Origin of the sequence: Kribbella sp. NPDC050820, assembly GCF_040653975.1 — a bacterium.
GTDB lineage: Bacteria > Actinomycetota > Actinomycetes > Propionibacteriales > Kribbellaceae > Kribbella.
Genome location: NZ_JBFAHB010000060.1, coordinates 22,680 through 39,112, shown reverse-complemented (window position 1 = coordinate 39,112; position 16,433 = coordinate 22,680). Strand labels below are relative to the sequence as shown.

At 69.3% G+C, this 16,433-nt stretch carries 18 protein-coding genes; 10 read left to right on the top strand and 8 right to left on the bottom strand.

The window, feature by feature from the left end; genetic code table 11:
- Positions 1 to 81: 81 nt before the first annotated feature.
- Positions 82 to 2,364 carry a helix-turn-helix domain-containing protein gene (locus tag AB0H36_RS35885; protein ID WP_360534242.1) on the top strand — a complete coding sequence of 761 codons (2,283 nt, stop codon included), beginning with the start codon at positions 82 to 84 and terminating at the stop codon, positions 2,362 to 2,364.
- Here AB0H36_RS35885 and AB0H36_RS35880 read toward each other — a convergent pair.
- Positions 2,361 to 3,296 carry an alpha/beta hydrolase gene (locus AB0H36_RS35880; RefSeq protein WP_360534240.1) on the bottom strand — a complete coding sequence of 312 codons (936 nt, stop codon included), beginning with the start codon at positions 3,294 to 3,296 and terminating at the stop codon, positions 2,361 to 2,363. The genes AB0H36_RS35885 and AB0H36_RS35880 overlap by 4 nt on opposite strands.
- A 72-nt stretch (positions 3,297 to 3,368) precedes the next feature.
- On the opposite strand from AB0H36_RS35880, the gene AB0H36_RS35875 reads away from it, so the two are divergent.
- On the top strand, positions 3,369 to 3,920 hold the full coding sequence (locus AB0H36_RS35875; RefSeq protein WP_360534238.1) for a TetR/AcrR family transcriptional regulator: 552 nt from the start codon (positions 3,369 to 3,371) through the stop codon (positions 3,918 to 3,920).
- Here the strand turns inward: AB0H36_RS35875 and AB0H36_RS35870 are convergent.
- From AB0H36_RS35870 to AB0H36_RS35855, 4 genes are read right to left on the bottom strand one after another with little or no spacing between them, the layout of a single operon-like run.
- Positions 3,883 to 4,584: a hypothetical protein gene (locus AB0H36_RS35870; RefSeq protein ID WP_360534236.1), complete on the bottom strand. Its 702-nt coding sequence runs from the start codon at positions 4,582 to 4,584 to the stop codon at positions 3,883 to 3,885. The two genes, AB0H36_RS35875 and AB0H36_RS35870, sit on opposite strands and share 38 nt — an antisense overlap.
- The gene (locus tag AB0H36_RS35865) at positions 4,581 to 4,892 is read right to left on the bottom strand and encodes a PadR family transcriptional regulator (protein WP_360534234.1); all 312 of its coding nucleotides are present in this window, start codon (positions 4,890 to 4,892) and stop codon (positions 4,581 to 4,583) included. Before AB0H36_RS35865 ends, AB0H36_RS35870 begins: the two co-directional genes overlap by 4 nt.
- A 52-nt stretch (positions 4,893 to 4,944) precedes the next feature.
- Positions 4,945 to 5,871: a hypothetical protein gene (locus AB0H36_RS35860; RefSeq protein ID WP_360534232.1), complete on the bottom strand. Its 927-nt coding sequence runs from the start codon at positions 5,869 to 5,871 to the stop codon at positions 4,945 to 4,947.
- Between the two features lie 13 nt (positions 5,872 to 5,884).
- Positions 5,885 to 6,883 carry a TerC family protein gene (locus AB0H36_RS35855; protein WP_360534230.1) on the bottom strand — a complete coding sequence of 333 codons (999 nt, stop codon included), beginning with the start codon at positions 6,881 to 6,883 and terminating at the stop codon, positions 5,885 to 5,887.
- Positions 6,884 to 7,082: 199 nt separating this feature from the next.
- Between AB0H36_RS35855 and AB0H36_RS35850 the strand changes: the two genes are divergently transcribed.
- The 7 genes from AB0H36_RS35850 (at position 7,083) to AB0H36_RS35820 (ending at position 13,934) form a co-directional block, all read left to right on the top strand.
- A complete protein-coding gene (locus AB0H36_RS35850; protein WP_360534228.1) occupies positions 7,083 to 7,934 on the top strand; it encodes a hypothetical protein in 852 nt (283 codons plus the stop codon).
- A 209-nt stretch (positions 7,935 to 8,143) separates the two neighbouring features.
- Positions 8,144 to 9,778 carry a sugar ABC transporter substrate-binding protein gene (locus AB0H36_RS35845; protein ID WP_360534226.1) on the top strand — a complete coding sequence of 545 codons (1,635 nt, stop codon included), beginning with the start codon at positions 8,144 to 8,146 and terminating at the stop codon, positions 9,776 to 9,778.
- A gap of 3 nt (positions 9,779 to 9,781) precedes the next feature.
- Positions 9,782 to 10,735, top strand: coding sequence for an ABC transporter permease subunit (locus tag AB0H36_RS35840; protein WP_360534224.1), 954 nt, complete (start codon positions 9,782 to 9,784; stop codon positions 10,733 to 10,735).
- On the top strand, positions 10,732 to 11,607 hold the full coding sequence (locus AB0H36_RS35835; protein ID WP_360534222.1) for a carbohydrate ABC transporter permease: 876 nt from the start codon (positions 10,732 to 10,734) through the stop codon (positions 11,605 to 11,607). The genes AB0H36_RS35840 and AB0H36_RS35835 overlap by 4 nt, the downstream gene beginning before the upstream one ends.
- A gap of 29 nt (positions 11,608 to 11,636) precedes the next feature.
- Positions 11,637 to 12,653, top strand: a complete 1,017-nt coding sequence (locus tag AB0H36_RS35830) for a LacI family DNA-binding transcriptional regulator (protein ID WP_360534220.1) — start codon at positions 11,637 to 11,639, stop codon at positions 12,651 to 12,653.
- Entirely contained in the window at positions 12,634 to 13,383 is a 750-nt protein-coding gene (locus tag AB0H36_RS35825) for an aminoglycoside 3'-phosphotransferase (RefSeq protein WP_360534218.1), read from the top strand. Before AB0H36_RS35830 ends, AB0H36_RS35825 begins: the two co-directional genes overlap by 20 nt.
- A 5-nt stretch (positions 13,384 to 13,388) precedes the next feature.
- Positions 13,389 to 13,934: a molybdenum cofactor biosysynthesis protein gene (locus AB0H36_RS35820; protein WP_360534216.1), complete on the top strand. Its 546-nt coding sequence runs from the start codon at positions 13,389 to 13,391 to the stop codon at positions 13,932 to 13,934.
- Positions 13,935 to 13,964: 30 nt separating this feature from the next.
- On the opposite strand, the gene AB0H36_RS35815 is transcribed toward AB0H36_RS35820, so the two are convergent.
- The gene (locus tag AB0H36_RS35815) at positions 13,965 to 14,216 is read right to left on the bottom strand and encodes a hypothetical protein (RefSeq protein ID WP_360534213.1); all 252 of its coding nucleotides are present in this window, start codon (positions 14,214 to 14,216) and stop codon (positions 13,965 to 13,967) included.
- Here AB0H36_RS35815 and AB0H36_RS35810 point away from each other — a divergent pair.
- The gene (locus tag AB0H36_RS35810; protein WP_360534211.1) at positions 14,215 to 14,712 is read left to right on the top strand and encodes a class E sortase; all 498 of its coding nucleotides are present in this window, start codon (positions 14,215 to 14,217) and stop codon (positions 14,710 to 14,712) included. The genes AB0H36_RS35815 and AB0H36_RS35810 overlap by 2 nt on opposite strands.
- Here the strand turns inward: AB0H36_RS35810 and AB0H36_RS35805 are convergent.
- Positions 14,705 to 15,868, bottom strand: coding sequence for an FAD-dependent oxidoreductase (locus AB0H36_RS35805; RefSeq protein ID WP_360534209.1), 1,164 nt, complete (start codon positions 15,866 to 15,868; stop codon positions 14,705 to 14,707). The genes AB0H36_RS35810 and AB0H36_RS35805 overlap by 8 nt on opposite strands.
- Positions 15,865 to 16,422, bottom strand: coding sequence for a TetR/AcrR family transcriptional regulator (locus tag AB0H36_RS35800; RefSeq protein ID WP_360534207.1), 558 nt, complete (start codon positions 16,420 to 16,422; stop codon positions 15,865 to 15,867). Before AB0H36_RS35800 ends, AB0H36_RS35805 begins: the two co-directional genes overlap by 4 nt.
- Positions 16,423 to 16,433 lie beyond the last annotated feature (11 nt).

The following is a 16,433-nucleotide window of genomic DNA, read 5'->3' as shown; positions in this document are numbered from 1 at the left end:
AGCGTCGGGGCCGAGCGCGCCACAGACCACGGGCAGGACTCGTACACTGCTCGCACAGTTCAAGGCGCGGGGGAGACCTGGATGTCCGAGGACGGGGCGACGTCGGATGGGCACTTCGGCCTGCTCCTGCGCTCGTTGCGCGAGCGGGCCGGCCTGACTCAGCAGGAGCTCGCCGAGCGGGCCGAGCTGACCACTCACGCCATCAGTTCGCTGGAGCGCGGCACTCGGACGCGCCCTTATCCACACACGGTCCGGTCACTGTCCGATGCGCTCGGCGCCACCGAAAGTGAGCGTACGGCGCTCATCGCCGCGATTCCTCGTCGCAAGACGGCTGCCGAGCCGGTGCGTCGGCAGACCGGCCTGTTGGTCCCGCCGACCCCGTTGTTCGGCCGTGAGGACGACATCGCGGCGATCGCCGAGCTCGTCCGCGACGGCGGCCGCCTGGTTACGCTCACCGGGCCCGGCGGTGTCGGCAAGACCCGGCTGACGGCTGCGGTGTCCGACGTACTCGCGGCTGACTTCCCGGACGGCGTCGTACAGGTGTCGCTTGCGCCGCTTGCCGATGCGTCGGCGTTGATGGCGACGATCGGGCGAGCGCTCGGTCTCGCGGGCGTCGATGCGCCGGGCGCCTTCGACCTGGTGGCTGCGCAGTTGCGGGACTCGCGCCTGCTGCTGGTGCTCGACAACTTCGAGCACCTGCTCAGCGCAGCCGCACCGACCGGGCAGCTTACGGCGCTGTGCCCGGGGCTGACCGTGCTCGTCTCGAGTCGCTCGCCGCTGCGGGTGCGGGGCGAGCGCGAGTACATCGTGGAGCCGCTCGATCTGCCGGCGCGGGACGCGGCCACGCTCGACGACATCCGCGCGCACGCGGCCGGTGCTCTCGTGCTGGACCGAGCCCTCGCGGTCGGAGCACGGCCGGCCGAGGACGACGTACCGGCGTACGCAGAGTTGTGTCATCGCCTCGCGGGCCTGCCGCTGGCCATCGAGCTCGCCGTCGCACAGTTGCGGCTGCTCTCGCCCAGAGCGCTTCTCGATCGGCTGGAGTCGGCGGGCAGGACGTCGGGAGCCCGCGACCTGCCCGAGCGGCAGCGCACCATGCGGGCCACTCTGGACTGGAGCTACAGCCTTCTGGATCCCGATCAGCAGCGGCTATTCACGCTGCTCGGCGTGTTCCGCGGTGGTGCCACGCTGGAGGCGGTCGAGGCGGTGGCGGACGACGGCGACGTTCTCGGGTTGCTGCAGGACCTCGCGGAGCACTCGCTCGTTCGCGTCCGGGGCGATCGTCTCGACTTGCTGGAGCCCATTGCGCAGTACGCCCGAAGCCTGCTCGTCGGTGACCGCGCTGCGGTGGTCGGGCGCGCTCACGCTCGCGTGTACCTCGGCCTCGCCGAGCAGGCGGCCGCCGGATACGAGCGCGCCGACCAAGTCGAATGGCTGGAGCGGATCGAGGAAGAGGAGGCGAACCTCCTGGTCGCCGTCGAACGCTCCCTCGACACCGGCGATGCCACCACCGCCGCGCGGATCACCTGGTTTATGTGGCTCTACTGGTGGATGCGCGGCCAGTTCACGATCGGCCGCCGGCTCGCCGAGCAGTGCCTCGCCACCGAGCTTCCGCCCTGGGAGCGCAGCCGCGTCAACCTGGCCGCCGCCACCATGACGTACGCCGCCGGCGATCAGGCGGCGGCCGCGTCGTACTGGGCCGCGGCCGATCTCTGCGCCGTCGACCAGGACGATCCCGAGGTCCGCGGCAAGGCTATCGCCGGGACCGGGCTCGCCGCGCTCGCGGGCGGCGACCTCAACCTGGCCGAGGATCGCTTCCGGGTCGCGCTCGGCTTCGCCCTGCACGACCGCGGCTCGCCCTGGATGGCTTCGCTCGTCCACGTTTGGCTCGGCACGGTGCAACTTCTGCGGGGCGACGCCGCGGCCGCCGTACCGGAGATCGAGCGCGGTCTTCAGCTGGCTCGCAAGCGTGGCGACCGGCTGGCGACGTACGTTGCCCTCTACAACCTTTCCCAGGCTGCCCTCGCGCTGGCCGACTACCAGCTCGCTCGTCGGCGGGTGGAGGAAGGCATCGCACTGTCCCGCGAGACCCGGGACCTGGCCAATCTCGCGTACTTCGTCGAGAGCCTGGCGGTCATCGAGTCGAAGGAGGGCAACCACCTCCGCGTCGCCACGCTGCTCGGAGCCGCGACCGGCCTGCGCGAGACGGTCGGTGCTGACGTGTACGCGTACTACATGCCTGACGAGAGCCTTCGGGACGCGGCCCAGCAGACAGCACAGCTCGCGCTGGGCGAGGAGGCGTACGACGCAGCCGTTGCTGCCGGCCGCTCCCTCGACCCAGCCGTCGTACCGGAGCTTGACTAGAGGTGGTTGCGGAGGAAGCCGGTGATCTGCGTCCGCGCAGCACGGGCCTGCGGCGCGACGCCCGGCATGCTCAGGAACGCGTGCCCAGCCCCTGCATGCTCGGACAGTTGCGCCGGCGTCCCGGCCTCCCGGAGTCGGTCGACGTACGTGCGCCCGTGGTCGGCCAGCGGATCGGCGGTCGGTACGACGACGAGCGCAGGAGCGAGCCCGGTCAGGTCGTCGGCGTACACGGGTGACACCGCGCGGGCGTCGGCGCTGTCCGGAACGGCGAGGTGGCGGAAGTGCTCCAGACGGCCCAGCGTGAGGGTCGGCGTCTCGGCGTACTCGTACATCGAGGTGTAGTCCAGCGCAGTCTTGGTCAGGTCGACAGCAGGGTTGACCAGCACTTGCGCCCGCAGCGGCAGGCTCGCGTCCCTGGCTCGGATCGCGGTCAGGGCGGTGATCAGTCCACCGGCGCTCTCGCCGGCGACGGCGACTCGCTCTGGGTCGATGCCCCACTCTGACGAGCGGTCGACCACGTGGCGCAGTACGTCCCAACCGTCGTCGGCCGCTGCTGACAGCGGTGTGGTGGCGTCGACGAGCCGGTGCTCGACGGACACGACCACAGCAGGGAGCTGAGCGGCCAGGTGGCTGTTGGCCCAGTCGCACTGCACCGCCGTACCCATGAAGCCGCCGCCGTGCACCTGGACGATCAGCGGCAGTGGGCCCGAGGTGGCCGGTCGGTAGACCCGGACAGGGATCACGCGGTCGGACAGCTTCACCTCCTGCCAGCTGATGGTGGCTCCGCGGTCGGGGAACCCGGTGATCAGGCGGGCCAGGCCGGACGCCACCTTGCGGTTCTGCGCATCCCGGAAGACGACCAGCTCGGCCTGCGACATCGCCGCGAAGTCCGGCTCCTTCCTCAGCGCCTGCAGTACCCGGATTCGGCTCATGTCCGCTCCTCACGAGATTTCGCTACCAGAAGTATCGATACCGAAAGTAGCATAACTCGCTAAGGTATGACCATGTCCACGTCCACCAGATCACCCGGCCGCCCGCGCTCGAGTGTCGACGCCGAGGTCTTCGCGGCGACCCTGCGCACGGTGCACGAGCTCGGCTACACGCGCGCCACCGTCGACCGGATCGCCGCGGCCGTGGGCGTCGCGAAGACGACGATCTACCGGCGCTGGCCGACGAAGGGCGCCCTGATCACCGCCTGCCTCGTCGACACCTTCGGCCCGCTGCCGCTGGAGCCGGGCGACACTCGGGACGACGTGATGGCGAAGGCGATCCGGTACGGCGCTGCCAAGATCGGCGAGCCCGGCGTCGCCGCAGCCTTCGCCGGCGTGTTCACCGACGCGATCAGCGATCCCGACCTGCGCGAGATCCTGTCCACCCAGCTGCAGGACCCCTACAAGTCCGTGCTCCAAGAGGCGCTCGGCGAATCGGAGCAGCGCGTCCTGTTCGTCATCGACGTCGTCATCGGCACCCTCCTGCACCGCATGGGGATGACCGGCCGCCCCATGGTCGAGCCCGACGTCAAGGCCCTGATCGAGATGATCCAACGCCAACTCTGACCAACCCCGCCCCGAGCAGCGGCCACGGCGCGGTGAACAGGAGGTAGAAGAACGTCAGGCCCTGCAACGCATCCTGCATCGCCGCCGTGGAGCCAGGTATACCGCCGACGGGGGAGTCGCCGTCCAGGATCCAGACGCCGGCTTCGTGGTACCAGCGCAACGACTCGGGTACGGCGATCACGAGGACGCCGGCCAGTGACGCAAGCAGCGCGCTCACGCCGTACTCGAGCCCCGTCCGGAAGGATCGTGTCACCCGGGCCGCGGTGAGAGCGATGCCGAAGAAGAGCAACTGCGGTACGCCGAACAGCACCGCCAGGACCCCGGTCCGGTCGCCGGCGAGCATCACCCGCGACGCGACCAACGTCGTGATGCCGAAGGCAACGAACGACGCGGTCGCGACCAGCAGTGCACGACGGTCGAGCCGTACGGCGGTCAGCGCGCAGCTGACCGCGAAGCGGCGGCGTTCCCGCGGGTCGTCGATACAGGCCAGCTCGGCGCGCATCGCCGTACCCCACTGCGCCTGCTGCCCGCGCTGACCGGCCGTTGCCAAGGCCAGCAACCGGGCAGGGAGATCGATGCCGTGGGCAACTCTGGCTACCTGGTGGACGACAACCGCAGCGGCGAGCAGCCAGAGGGTCAGCAAGACAGCCGCGGCGGGGTTCATCCTTCCTGGCCGATCGGACGGGGCGCGACAGCCCGCTTCGGTGTGCGGTGCAGTGATGCCACGAGCTCGGCTCCACTCGCGGAGAGGCGGTACAGGTGCCGCGGCGGGCGGCCGGGCGGTGGCTGTTGCTCCCAGGTCGTGTCGAGCTGGCCGCGCTCGGCCAGCCGGATCAGGATCGGGTACACCGTGCCGGCCTTCAGATCGACCGCCCGGCAGAGGTCGTAGCCGTACGACCAGCTCGCCGGTTCCTCGGCCAGCGCCAGCAACACCGCAACCGTCTGCGGCGAAGGCCTGCGACTACGTGCCATGCACCCAATGTCTACCTATATAGACTTATCCGTCAAGAAGCTGGTGACGGGTTCAGAAGCCGGTGGTGTAGCCGGTGCTGTACGGGAAATGGTGGGTGCGGGTCTTCTTCTCGATGTGCCGTTCGAGGTCGTAGCCGTCCAGCAGTCGGTAGCCCGTGGCCAGCAACCACCATTCGGTGAAGGGCATCCCGGCCGTCGCCGCCCGGACAGACTCCTGTACGCCGTCCTCCCACAGCAGTCTGGTCGTCGGTCCGCCGAGGCCTTTGGTGGATGCCAGCAGGTACCCCTTGACCCCCAAGCCCGGGATCGCCGGACCGTCGATCATGCCCGCCTCCCGCCACACCGGCTCCAGCTCGCGGGCCAACGCATCCGCGGTCAGCCGACCATCAGACGTCCGCCGGATCCGGATGACGACGCGCTTCGCCTCCCGGCTGACGTCGTACGCCCAGTTCGCCTGCTCGGCGAGTGAATGCGCCAGCCGGTTCTGCTCGGCCCGCAACGCTTCGACCTCCTGGCGTTGCCGCTCGAGCTTGTCGCGCTGCTCCTGGTCGCGTGCAGCCAGCACGTCGTGCACGGGGCGGTACTGCTGCTCCGCCGCGTCCGCGCGTGCCGCGTAGCGCTGCCGGGCCGCGGCTCGCCGACGCGCAAGAATCCTTGCTCCACCAGGAACAAGCACCAACGGATGGCCGATCGTCAGCGCGTACTCATCGAGCAGTTCGGCGTCGGCCGCCTCCCGCTCCGTGGTGTACCTGAGCTCCGCTTGCGTGTCACGACCGAAGGTGGGCAGCGGCTCGATCCAGGGCGGCAGGTCCGCGGTGAACCCGGGCCGGCGAACCAGTGCGACCGGCCGGCGGCGCCCGTGCTTCCAGCCCGCCGCGGCGCCGCTTCGCCAGTACCTGCGCAGTTCCGGGCGTCCGACGTAAGGCCAGAAGAACCACACGACGACGGCAACCCCGACGACGAGTCCCAGCGTTGCCATCCGTCCAGCGTAGTCAGTCCTGCGGGTCCTCGCGGTGGCCGTGCAGCGAGCCGGCGTGGGCCTTCGCGGTGGGGTCGTTGCGGGTCTTGATCAGGCTGGCGATCACGACGACGACCAGAATCGTGATGATGACGCCGAGGCTGAGCGGCGTCGGGACCTCGGGGATGCTCTCGTCGATGTCGACGTGCGCCCAGTGCAGGATCAGCTTGACGCCGATGAACGCGAGGATGACGGCCAGCCCGGCGGACAGGTACACGAGCCGGTCCAGCAATCCCTTGACCAGGAAGAACAACGCCCGCAGGCCGAGCAGCGCGAACGCGTTGGCGACGAAGACGATGTAAGCCTCCTCGGTGACGCCGAACACCGCGGGGATGGAGTCGAGTGCGAACAGCAGGTCGACGCCGCCGATCGCAACCAGGACGACGAACAGCGGCGTGACCACCTTCCGGCCGTCGACCCGGGCGAACAGCTTGCCGCCGACGTAGTCGTCGCTGACCGGCAGCACCCGGCGCGCGGACCGTACGACGACGTTGTTCTCGACGTCGGGATCCTCGTTGCGATGGCGGAACAGTTGCACCGCCGTGTACAGCAGCAGAAGACCGAACACCACGAACATGAACGAGAACAGTGACAGCAGCGTCGCCCCGAGCGCGATGAAGATCGCCCGCATCACCAGCGCCAGCACGATGCCGAACGTGAGCACCTTGTGCTGGTGCTCCTCGGGGACGGCGAACGTCGTCATGATGATCACGAACACGAACAGGTTGTCGACCGACAGGCTCTTCTCGACGATGTAGCCGGCGAAGTACTCGGCGCCGAAGTCACCGCCGTGCGCGGACATGAACCAGATCCCGAACCCGACCGCCACCAGCACGTAGAAGACCGACCAGGCGGCCGCCTCCTTGAACCCGACCCGGTGCGGGCGGAACGCGGCGACGACCAGGTCCACCGCCAGCAGCGCGACGATCAGGCCGATCGTGACAGCCCAGGTCAGGCCGGTGATCTCGAGCACGTGTCCTCCGGTTGTTGAGGGCAACCATCTCGCCACCGACGGTACCGGGCCGGGCCAAGTCCAGGCTGTTGCCGCTCGCAAACTCTCGGCACGCTGAGTAGTTGTGCCGGGTGGCCGGCCGGTCCATACTCGTCTCACCTGCGTTCAGCGGGTGTGGGGGAAGTCTGAATCTGGGGTGGGGGGCTTGACGATGCATGCCTTGAGACTGCTGCGTGCTGCGCTGGTGACAGCGGTGGCCGGAGCCGGCCTGGTGGCCGTGCCACAACTTGCGACGGCGGCGCCGCCGTCGAGTGCGATCGAGCTCAGTCCGACGTCGGCGCGTCCGGGCGAGACCTTCACGGTCACCCAGACGCTGCACAACGACCGGGACTTCACGGTGACCGGCGCGAAGGCCGGCCTGTACGGCAAGGAGACGTCGCTCCCGGGGCTGGTCGACCTGGTGTCGTGCCCGGGCGCGTTCGCCTGCGACATCCTCGGTGGCAGCATCCGCGGGGGCTTCGGTGACATGGCGCCCGGCGAGACCCGGACCGTGGTGTTCACCTTGCGGGTCAAGGACACCGCGCCGGCCGGGCCGGTGACGCTGCAGCACCAGTTCATCGGCGAGAACTACGCGTTCGAGACCTTCGACGGTCCGGTGCTGACGATCCTGCCGCCCGCGCCGGCCGACGCCGATATCGCGGTGTCGCTGAGCGCGTCGGTCCGCACCCTGCTCGTCTCCCGGATCACCTACACGGTGACCGTGAAGAACAACGGGCCCAGTGACGCCACCGGCGTCCGGGTGGTCGGCGCCTACCCGGCCGGCCTGGTGTACGCCGGTTCGTCGGGCTGCACCCGCGTGGGTACGACGCGGACGGTCAACTGCGACATTCCGGCGCTCGCGAGTGGGGCGACCGTGACCCGGACGTTCTCGGCCGACGCCGGCCTGCTCACGCTCGGATCGCTGGTCGCGACGGCGCAGCGTACGGCGAGTTCGCCGACCGACCCGAATGCGGCGAACGACCAGGCGAGCCGCACCTGCACCGCCCTCACCAGCCTGATCGTGCGGTGCTGACCCACACCTGTTCCTGAAATAGCTCCACCGGGTCGCGAGACCTGGTGTCCGGCCGGCGGCCGCGGGAGTCGTACCCCGCGGCCGCCTTCTTGTGGGACGAACACCGTTTTTTGGACTCACGCCTTGCATCCGGGGCGCGGAGCGGTTTACGGTCCGAGTTAACGTTTAAGTGTGCAGTAGTGAGCACTTGTTCATGACTTGGAGCAACTATGATCAGTCGGCGGCGATTTCTGCAGGTTGGCGGTGCCGTGACCGGCGCCATGCTGGCCGGACCCACGCTGGCCGCGTGCGGTGACGGCGGCGCGGCGAACGGTGGGGCGAAGGCATCGAGTGAGCTGACCCTGCCGACGTACAAGCCGTTCGAGGGCCTGCGGCCCGACCTGGCGGGCGCCGAGTCCGGCCTGGAGCCCGGGTTCCTGCAGTTCCCGCCGGACGCGATCTCGAGTGTGAAGGCGCCGCCGCTGAAGAACGCGGTGAGCGCGCTGACCGAGACGTTCGCGACCCCGCCGCCGCCGATGGGCAGCAACCCGATGTGGCAGTCGCTGAACCAGGCGCTCGGCGCCGAGCTCCGGCTCACCATCGGCACCGACCCGGGCTACCCGGAGAAGTTCGCCACGCTGCTGGCCAGCGACTCGCTGCCGGACCTGATGTGGCTGCCGCCGAACCAGGGCATCCCGAACATCGGCCCGATGCTGGAGGCCAAGTTCCAGGACCTGACCAAGTACCTGTCCGGCGACGCCGTCCTGGAGTACCCGAACCTGGCCGCGCTGAAGCCGGCCTCCTGGCGGACCGCGGTGGTGAACGGCAAGATCTGGGGCGCGCCGATCCCGTCGACGCCGTTCGGCCAGGTGATGATGGGCAACCCGCGGACCTGGCAGAAGGTCGGCGGCCTGCAGAGCAGCAGCGCGGACGAGTTCTTTGCCAAGTGCAAGGAGTTGTCGAACGGCACGAACTACGCGCTCGAGCCGGCGATCATCAACATGCTGCACATGTTCGGCGAGTGGTTCGGCGCCCCGAACGGCTGGCGGGTGAACCAGGACCGCTCGCTCACCCACCTGTACGAGACCGACAACTACCGGGCCGCGGTCGAGTACGCCGCCAAGCTCTGGGCGGCCAAGGTCTTCTACCCCGACCTGAACCTGGCCGACGCCACGCCGAAGACCGTGAACGGCCAGATCGCCGCGCAGGTCACCGTCGGCCCGCGGGCGACCGCCGACTTCCGGGCCCTCGACCCGACGCTGTTCGTCGACACGCTGATCCCGTTCGGCCACGACGGCAAGGCCAAGCCGATCTACGACATGGGCTACGGCACGGTCGGGTTCACGCCGTTCAAGAAGACCGACGAGGGCCGGATCCGCGAGCTGCTCGCGCTGGTCGACTACCTGTCCGCGCCGTTCGGCACCAAGGAGTACCTGCAAAAGAACTTCGGCGTCGCCGGCCAGCAGTACGAGCTGGACGCGAAGAAGAACCCGGTGCTGACGAAGTCCGGCACCCAGCAGGCGCCCGGACTGGTCAGCGCGCTGCAGATCATGACTGCGCCGGAGAGCGTGATATTCAACCCGGCGTTCCCCGAGGACACCAAGAAGATCTACGCCACCGAGCAGAAGCTGCTCGAGTTCGCGATGCGCAACCCGACCGCGGGCACCTACTCCGACACCAGCAGCAAGGTCGGCCCGAAGCTGACCGCGGGCTTCCGCGACACGATCGTCGACATCGTCACCGGCCGGCAGAAGATCTCGGCGTACGACGAAGCCCTCAAGCGCTGGAAGTCCGGCGGCGGCGACAAGATGCGCGGCGAGTTCGAGGCGGTGCTGCCGTCGAGCGTCCCGGTCACGGGGTCCTGACGGATGCTGAAGAAAGCAGTCACCCGGCGGCAGGCCAAGACCGGCCTGCCGCTCGCGGTGCGGTGGCGGCGGGACTGGCAGATGGTGCTGCTGATGATCCCCGGCGTGCTGTTCCTGCTGGTGTTCTTCTACCTGCCGGTGATCGGCAACGTGGTCGCGTTCCAGGACTTCCAGCCGTACCTCGGCATCATGCACAGCGAGTGGAACGGCCTGCAGAACTTCGTCAACCTGTACGGCAACCCGGACTTCTGGGACGCGTTGCGGAACACGCTGATCCTGGCCGGCGTGCAGCTGGTGCTGTTCTTCCCGGTTCCGCTCGCGCTCGCGCTGATCGTCGACTCCCTGGTCAGCAACCGGCTGCGGCGCTGGTTCCAGACCATCGCCTACCTGCCGCACTTCCTGTCCTGGGTGCTGGTGATCACGCTGTTCCAGCAGTCGCTCGGCGGGGCCGGGTTCGTCAACAACCTGCTCCGGCAGGCCGGGCTGGACCCGATCCCGTTCATGACGAACCCGGACACCTTCCCGCTGCTGGTGGTCGCGCAGCTGATCTGGAAGGACGCCGGCTGGGCGATGATCATCTTCCTGGCCGCGCTGACCGCGGTCGACGTCTCGCTGTACGAGGCCGCGGCGGCCGACGGCGCCGGGCGCTGGCGGCGGCTCTGGCACATCACGCTGCCGTCGATGCGGACCGTCATCGTGCTGCTGCTGATCCTGCGGATCGGCGACATCCTGAGCGTCGGGTTCGAGCAGTTCATCCTGCAGCGCGACTCGGTCGGTCCGGGCGCGGCCGAAGTACTGGACACCTTCACCTATTACGCGGGCGTCGTCGGCGGCGACTGGAGCAGTGGAGCCGCGGCCGGCCTCGCGAAGGGCGTGCTCGGCGCGCTGCTGCTGTGGGGCGCGAACTCGCTGGCGCACCGGCTCGGTGAGCCCGGAATCTTCCAGAGGCGCTCATGAGACCGATTTGGAAAGCGAACCCGTCCCCGCTGTACCAGACGATCAAGGCCGTCGTCCTCGGCGGCTTCGCGCTGGTGATCGTGATCCCGATCATGGTGGTGATCTCGACGTCGCTGGCCAGCGACCAGGACATCATCGACGCCGGCGGGTACGTGCTGTGGCCGTCGCACCCGACGCTGAAGGCCTACGACACGTTGTTCAGCGGCGGGTTGATGGGCCGGGCGATCATGGTCAGCATCTTCGTCACGGTCGTCGGTACGGTGATCGCGCTCGCGGTCACGATCGCGCTGGCGTACGCCACGTCGCGGCCGGTGCTGTTCGGCCGGCCGGTGCTGCTGATGGTGCTGTTCACCCTGCTGTTCGCGCCCGGGATCATCCCGATGTTCCTGGTGGTCAAGCAACTCGGGCTGCTCGACAGCCTGTGGTCGCTGATCCTGCCGGGGGCGCTCGGCGCGTTCAACTTCGTCGTACTGCGGACGTTCTTCATGAACGTGCCCGGTGAGCTGCTGGAGAGTGCGCGGATCGACGGGGCGAGTGACTTCACCATCCTGCGGCGGATCGTGATGCCGCTGTCGAAGGCGGTGATCGCGGTGGTCGGGCTGTTCTACGCGGTCGGGTTCTGGAACGCGTTCTTCAACGCGCTGCTGTACCTGAACGACACGTCGAAGTGGCCGGTCCAGGTGATCCTGCGAACGTACGTGCTGCAGGGCAAGTCGCTGTCCGCCGACCAGCTCGGCGTGGAACCTCTGCCGCAACCACAGTCGCTGCAGATGGCCGTCGTCGTGGTCGCCCTGGTGCCGATCGCCCTCGTCTACCCGTTCCTCCAACGCCACTTCACCAAGGGCGTCATCACGGGCGCCGTCAAGGGTTGAACATTTCTGCAAGAATCAATCACATGTCGATGGGGCAACGACCTGTGGCCGCTGACCGGCCGACGCTGCGGATGGTCGCGGCCGAGGCCGGAGTATCGGTCGCGACCGTGTCCTACGTGCTGTCCGGCCGGCATCGCAGCCACACGATCAAGGAATCGACCGCGGACCGGGTCCGCGAGGCGGCGGCCAAGCTCGGCTACCGGCGCAACGACGCGGCGCGCGCGATCCGCACCGGCAAGTCCGATCTCGTGCTGCTGTCGCTCAGCGTGCTCGCGGACCCGTGGTCGCAGGCCGTCGCGGAGACCGTCAGTCAGGCGGTCAGCCCGCTCGGCAAGACGGCGCTGATCGTGGCCGACGGCGACTGGCGGACCGTGCTGTCGAACCGGACGCCGGACGTGATCTTCATCGACAGCGTCAACCCGGACCCCGACCAGATCGCCGAGCTCGAGACGTTCGCGGCCCGAGGCGTGCAGATCGTCGCCTTCAGCGAGACGCTCGAGCCGCGCGGTTTCGACGTGATCCGTTCCGGCGCGGAGCCGCGCTGTCACCTGGCCGTGGAGCACCTGATCGAGCACCACGACCGCGTCGGCGCCCTGACCTCGCGTACGTCGGGATTCGCCCGGTACGACGCCTACGTCAACACGATGCGGAACGCGGGCCGGTCGATCCGGTCCGAGGACATCGAGATCTTCGAGCGGCACCCGGAAGGTGCGTACCGGGCCGCGATGGCGTTGCTCACCAAACCGGACCGCCCGACCGCGATCTACTGCACGACGGACTTCGCGGCGATCGCTGCCGTCCGGGCGGCCCATCGGCTGCGGCTCGACGTACCCGGGGATCTTGCGGTCGTCGGGGTCGGGAACACGCCGGAGGGCGAGCACCTGGACCCGTCGCTGTCCACGGTCGGGCCGGTCGGTTTCAACGAGGCGCTGGCGCGGATCATCGTCGGCCGGCTGACCGATCGCGAGGGTGCCGACGGCGAGGTCTTCGATTTCCCATGGCAGCTGATCGTGCGAGACTCGTCCCGTGTTCCGGCTGAAGGATGACGACTGGGAACCGGTGACGATCGGGGAGTCCGACGACTCGGTCTTCCGGCGGGGTGACGTCTTCGCCAAGTGCTGCGCGGTCTCCGGTGTCACTGCGTTGCGGGACGAACGGGACCGGGTCGAGTGGCTCGCCGGCACCAATGTGCCGGGGGCAACGGTCGCGGACTGGCTCGAGTCGCCTGACGGGGCCTGTCTGATCACGACGGCTGTGCCTGGCGTCGCAGGGACGGACCTGCCCGAGGCCACGCATTTCAAGGCGATGCGCAGCCTCGGGTCGACGCTGCGTGAGCTGCACTCGCTGCCCGACTGCCCCTTCGAGCGGCCGCTCGCGTCGGTGGTCGCGACGGCGGCGGACGTCGTACGGCGGGGCGCGGTGAACCCGGACTTCCTCACCGACGAGTGGCGTGCGCTGGACCCGGCCGAGCTGCTGAACCGAATAGTTGCTGAGAGCCCCTATATCGAGTCGGCCTCCGACCTTGCCGTGTGTCACGGCGACGCGTGCCTGCCCAACGTCTTCTTCGACCCGGTCACGCTGGAGGTCACCGGGCTGATCGACGTCGGCCGGCTCGGCGTCACGGACCGCTACTCCGATCTCGCCCTCATCACGATCCAGTTGCAGGACGAGTGGTCGGCGGACCCTCAGCCGTTCCTGAGCGCGTACGGCGTACCGGATCCTGATCAGCGGCGGCTGGAGTTCTACCGCCTCCTGGACCCACTCACCTGGGGGTGATCCGCATGTCCGTGCCGGTGGAGATCGTCGCCTTGATGGTGTCGGCGGTGCACGCGTTCGAGGGGCGGCCGCAGGACGGCCCGCGACCGGACCCGGAGCCGGTGGGGCGCTCGGAGGTCGAGGTCCGCGCCGGCCTGGGCATCGTCGGCGACCGCTACTTCGGCCAGACGGTGCACCGCAACGCGGCGGTCACGTTCTTCGACGCGGCCGTGCTGGACGACCTCGCGGTGACGCTCGAGCTCCCCGCCGTACCGGATCCGCTGCTGCTTCGCCGCAACATCGCGCTGCGCGGCTATCCGCTGGATGGCCTCGCAGCTCACCGCTCGCTCGATGGCGCGCGGACCGCGGGCCGTCGGTTCAGCCTGGACTCTGGCGCCGGGGCGGTTGAGTTCCAGGCCAATCGGCCGGCCAACCCATGTGCGTGGATGGACACCGTTCTGGCTCCTGGCGCGTTCAAGGGGCTCCGCGGGCACGGTGGCATCCGCACGACGCCCTTGACCTCCGGCGTACTGCGGCTCGGGTCGGCCGTGCTCACAGTGTTCGACGACTGACCGGTTTCGGGCGGCTTTCGGTGGATCGAGCTACCGTCGAGAGGTGAGGCGGTGGATGGTTGGTGCGGTGGTGGCGGCGGCTGGACTGGTCGGGTGTGCTGATGTGGCAGGCCCGTCCGGCGAGACGTCCAGCCGAGTGACGCCCAGCCCCACCACACCGAGTGCTGCTCCGAGTACGACGAGCAGCCCAACGCCGACCAGTCCAACACCGACCGCCAGTCCGACGCCGACCCGCAAACCCAGCCCGACCGCGACGCCGACGAACTCGGCCGTCGCCAGCATGTCGATCCCGGCGATCAACGTGCGGCGACTTCGGGTGATGCCGTACGCAGGCACGGCGGACGACCGCCCAGGCACCGTGATCCAGGATCGCGGCGTCGCGGCCAGCCCGCGTGGTGACGCTGGTGGCGTCGGGCCTGGCGATGTCGGCAACTACATCATCACCGCGCACCGGACGACGCACGGCCGCCCGTTCGGCCGGGTGCCCGAGCTCGACAACGGCGACCACGTCCTGGTGACCGCGGGCGGCGTCGTCTACGACTACGTGATCAACCGGACGATGACGATCTCCTTCCGCCAACCCGCCGAGAAGGCCCAGCAGAACGCGGCCGTTCCCGGCCGGCCTGGCGTGAAGCCGACCCAGGCGATGATCACGCTCTCGACCTGCGCCACTCCCGAGGACCACGCGGCCGGCAACTACTGGAGCGACGAGCTCGGCAACCCCGAGCACCGGATCAACAAGATCGGCGTCCTGGTCTCGACCCGCCGGATCAGCTGAGCGACTGGACCAGCGTCGTCGGTTTGCCGGCTACCGCAGTCGGGGCCAGGCGGCTCAGCAACGGAAGCCGCAACAGGTGCAGAGCCAGGCGGCGGGCGATCAGCGCGAACTGCGATCCCGGGAGGAACCAGTGCGCGGCCCGGCGAGCCGCGCGCTGTCTGGCTTCGGCTTCTGGACGCCAGAGGTCCTCGTACGCGGCCAGCGCTGTCTCGATCGACGAGCAGTTGGCGAGCCGGTCGGCGAGCACGTAGGCGCCGGCGATCCCGAGTGACGCGCCTTGGCCGGCCAGCAGCGAGACGGCGTGTGCTGAGTCGCCGAGCAGGACCACGCGGCCCTTGCTCCAGGCGGGCATCACGATCTGCGCCACCTGGTCGTAGTAGATCTCGTCAGGCGCCGGACACCGCTCGATCGTCTCCGGCACGACCCAGCCGAGCTCGCTGTACGCCGACCGGATCGCCGCACGCGGATCGGCCGGCAGCGACGGATCTGCCGTACGGTGCACTGCGAAGGCCGCCACCCGCCCGTCCCGCAGGCCGTAGAACCCGAACTGGCTGCCGATCGTGTCGGTCAGCACGAACCGCCCGTTGACCGCCGCGTGGATGTCCGGGGCGTCGAAGGTGTAGGCCGCGGTGTGGAAGCCGAGATAACGCAGGTACGACGACTCCGGCCCGAAGACCAGCCGCCGGACGGTGGAATGGATGCCGTCGGCACCTATCAGCAGGTCGGCCTGCGCCGAGGTCCCGTCCGTCAGCGCGACCTGTACGCCGTCGGCCTGTGGCGTCACGCTCTCGAGACCGACGCCGTACCGGAGGTCGACGCCGGTCGGCAGCGACTCGCGCAGTACCTGCTCGAGGTCCGGGCGCATCACGCTGACGAGCTTGCCCGCGGCGAACTGGCCGAGGCTCATGCCGGCCAGGCGGCGGCCGTCGTCGTCGACCAGGACGGCCTCGGTGACGTTGTAGCCGGCGTCCTGGAGAGCTGGGAGCAGGCCCATCGCCTCGATCGCGTCGTACCCGGGGCCGAAGAAGTCGATCATGTAGCCCTGGGTGCGCGGGCTCGGGGTGCGTTCGACGACGAGCACGTCGTACCCGCGGGTGGCGAGCAGGTTCGCCGCGGCCAGGCCGGCGATTCCGGCTCCGCAGATGATCGCCTTCACGAGGTCACCAGCCTGCGCAGGACTTCCGCCGTACCTTCACCGGTCGAGCCGAGGCCGCGGTGCAGGAGGATGCCGTCGATCGCGGCGGCCAGTACGGCGGCGGTCGCGGCCGGATCGGGGACCTGCTGGACCGCGAGCCAGTCGCCGACGCGCTGCCGGAACTCCGCGACGAGCGTGGCGAGTTGCTCGCGCAGGCGCTCGTCGCGGGTCGCGGCCAGATAGGCCTCGACGAACAGCAGTGACAGCGGGTCGACGCCGGAGTGCTGGTCGATCGAGGCGAGCATCGCATCGATGGCCTCTGCCGGCGACCCGGCCGCGGTGAGCTGCTCGTCGGTGGCGGCCAGCACCTGGCGCATCGTGGTGACAGCAGCCTCGGTGAGCACCGCCTGCACCGACGGGAAGTGGTAGTGCACGACGCTCGGCGTGACGCCGGCGCGGTCGGCCAGGATCCGGGTGCTCACCGCGGACCAGCCGCGCTCCGGGATCAGTTCTGCCGCCGCGGTCAGCAGTCGGTGCCGCACCTCCTGCCCGCGGACAGCGGCTGGAGACGTCATCGGTCCCACCT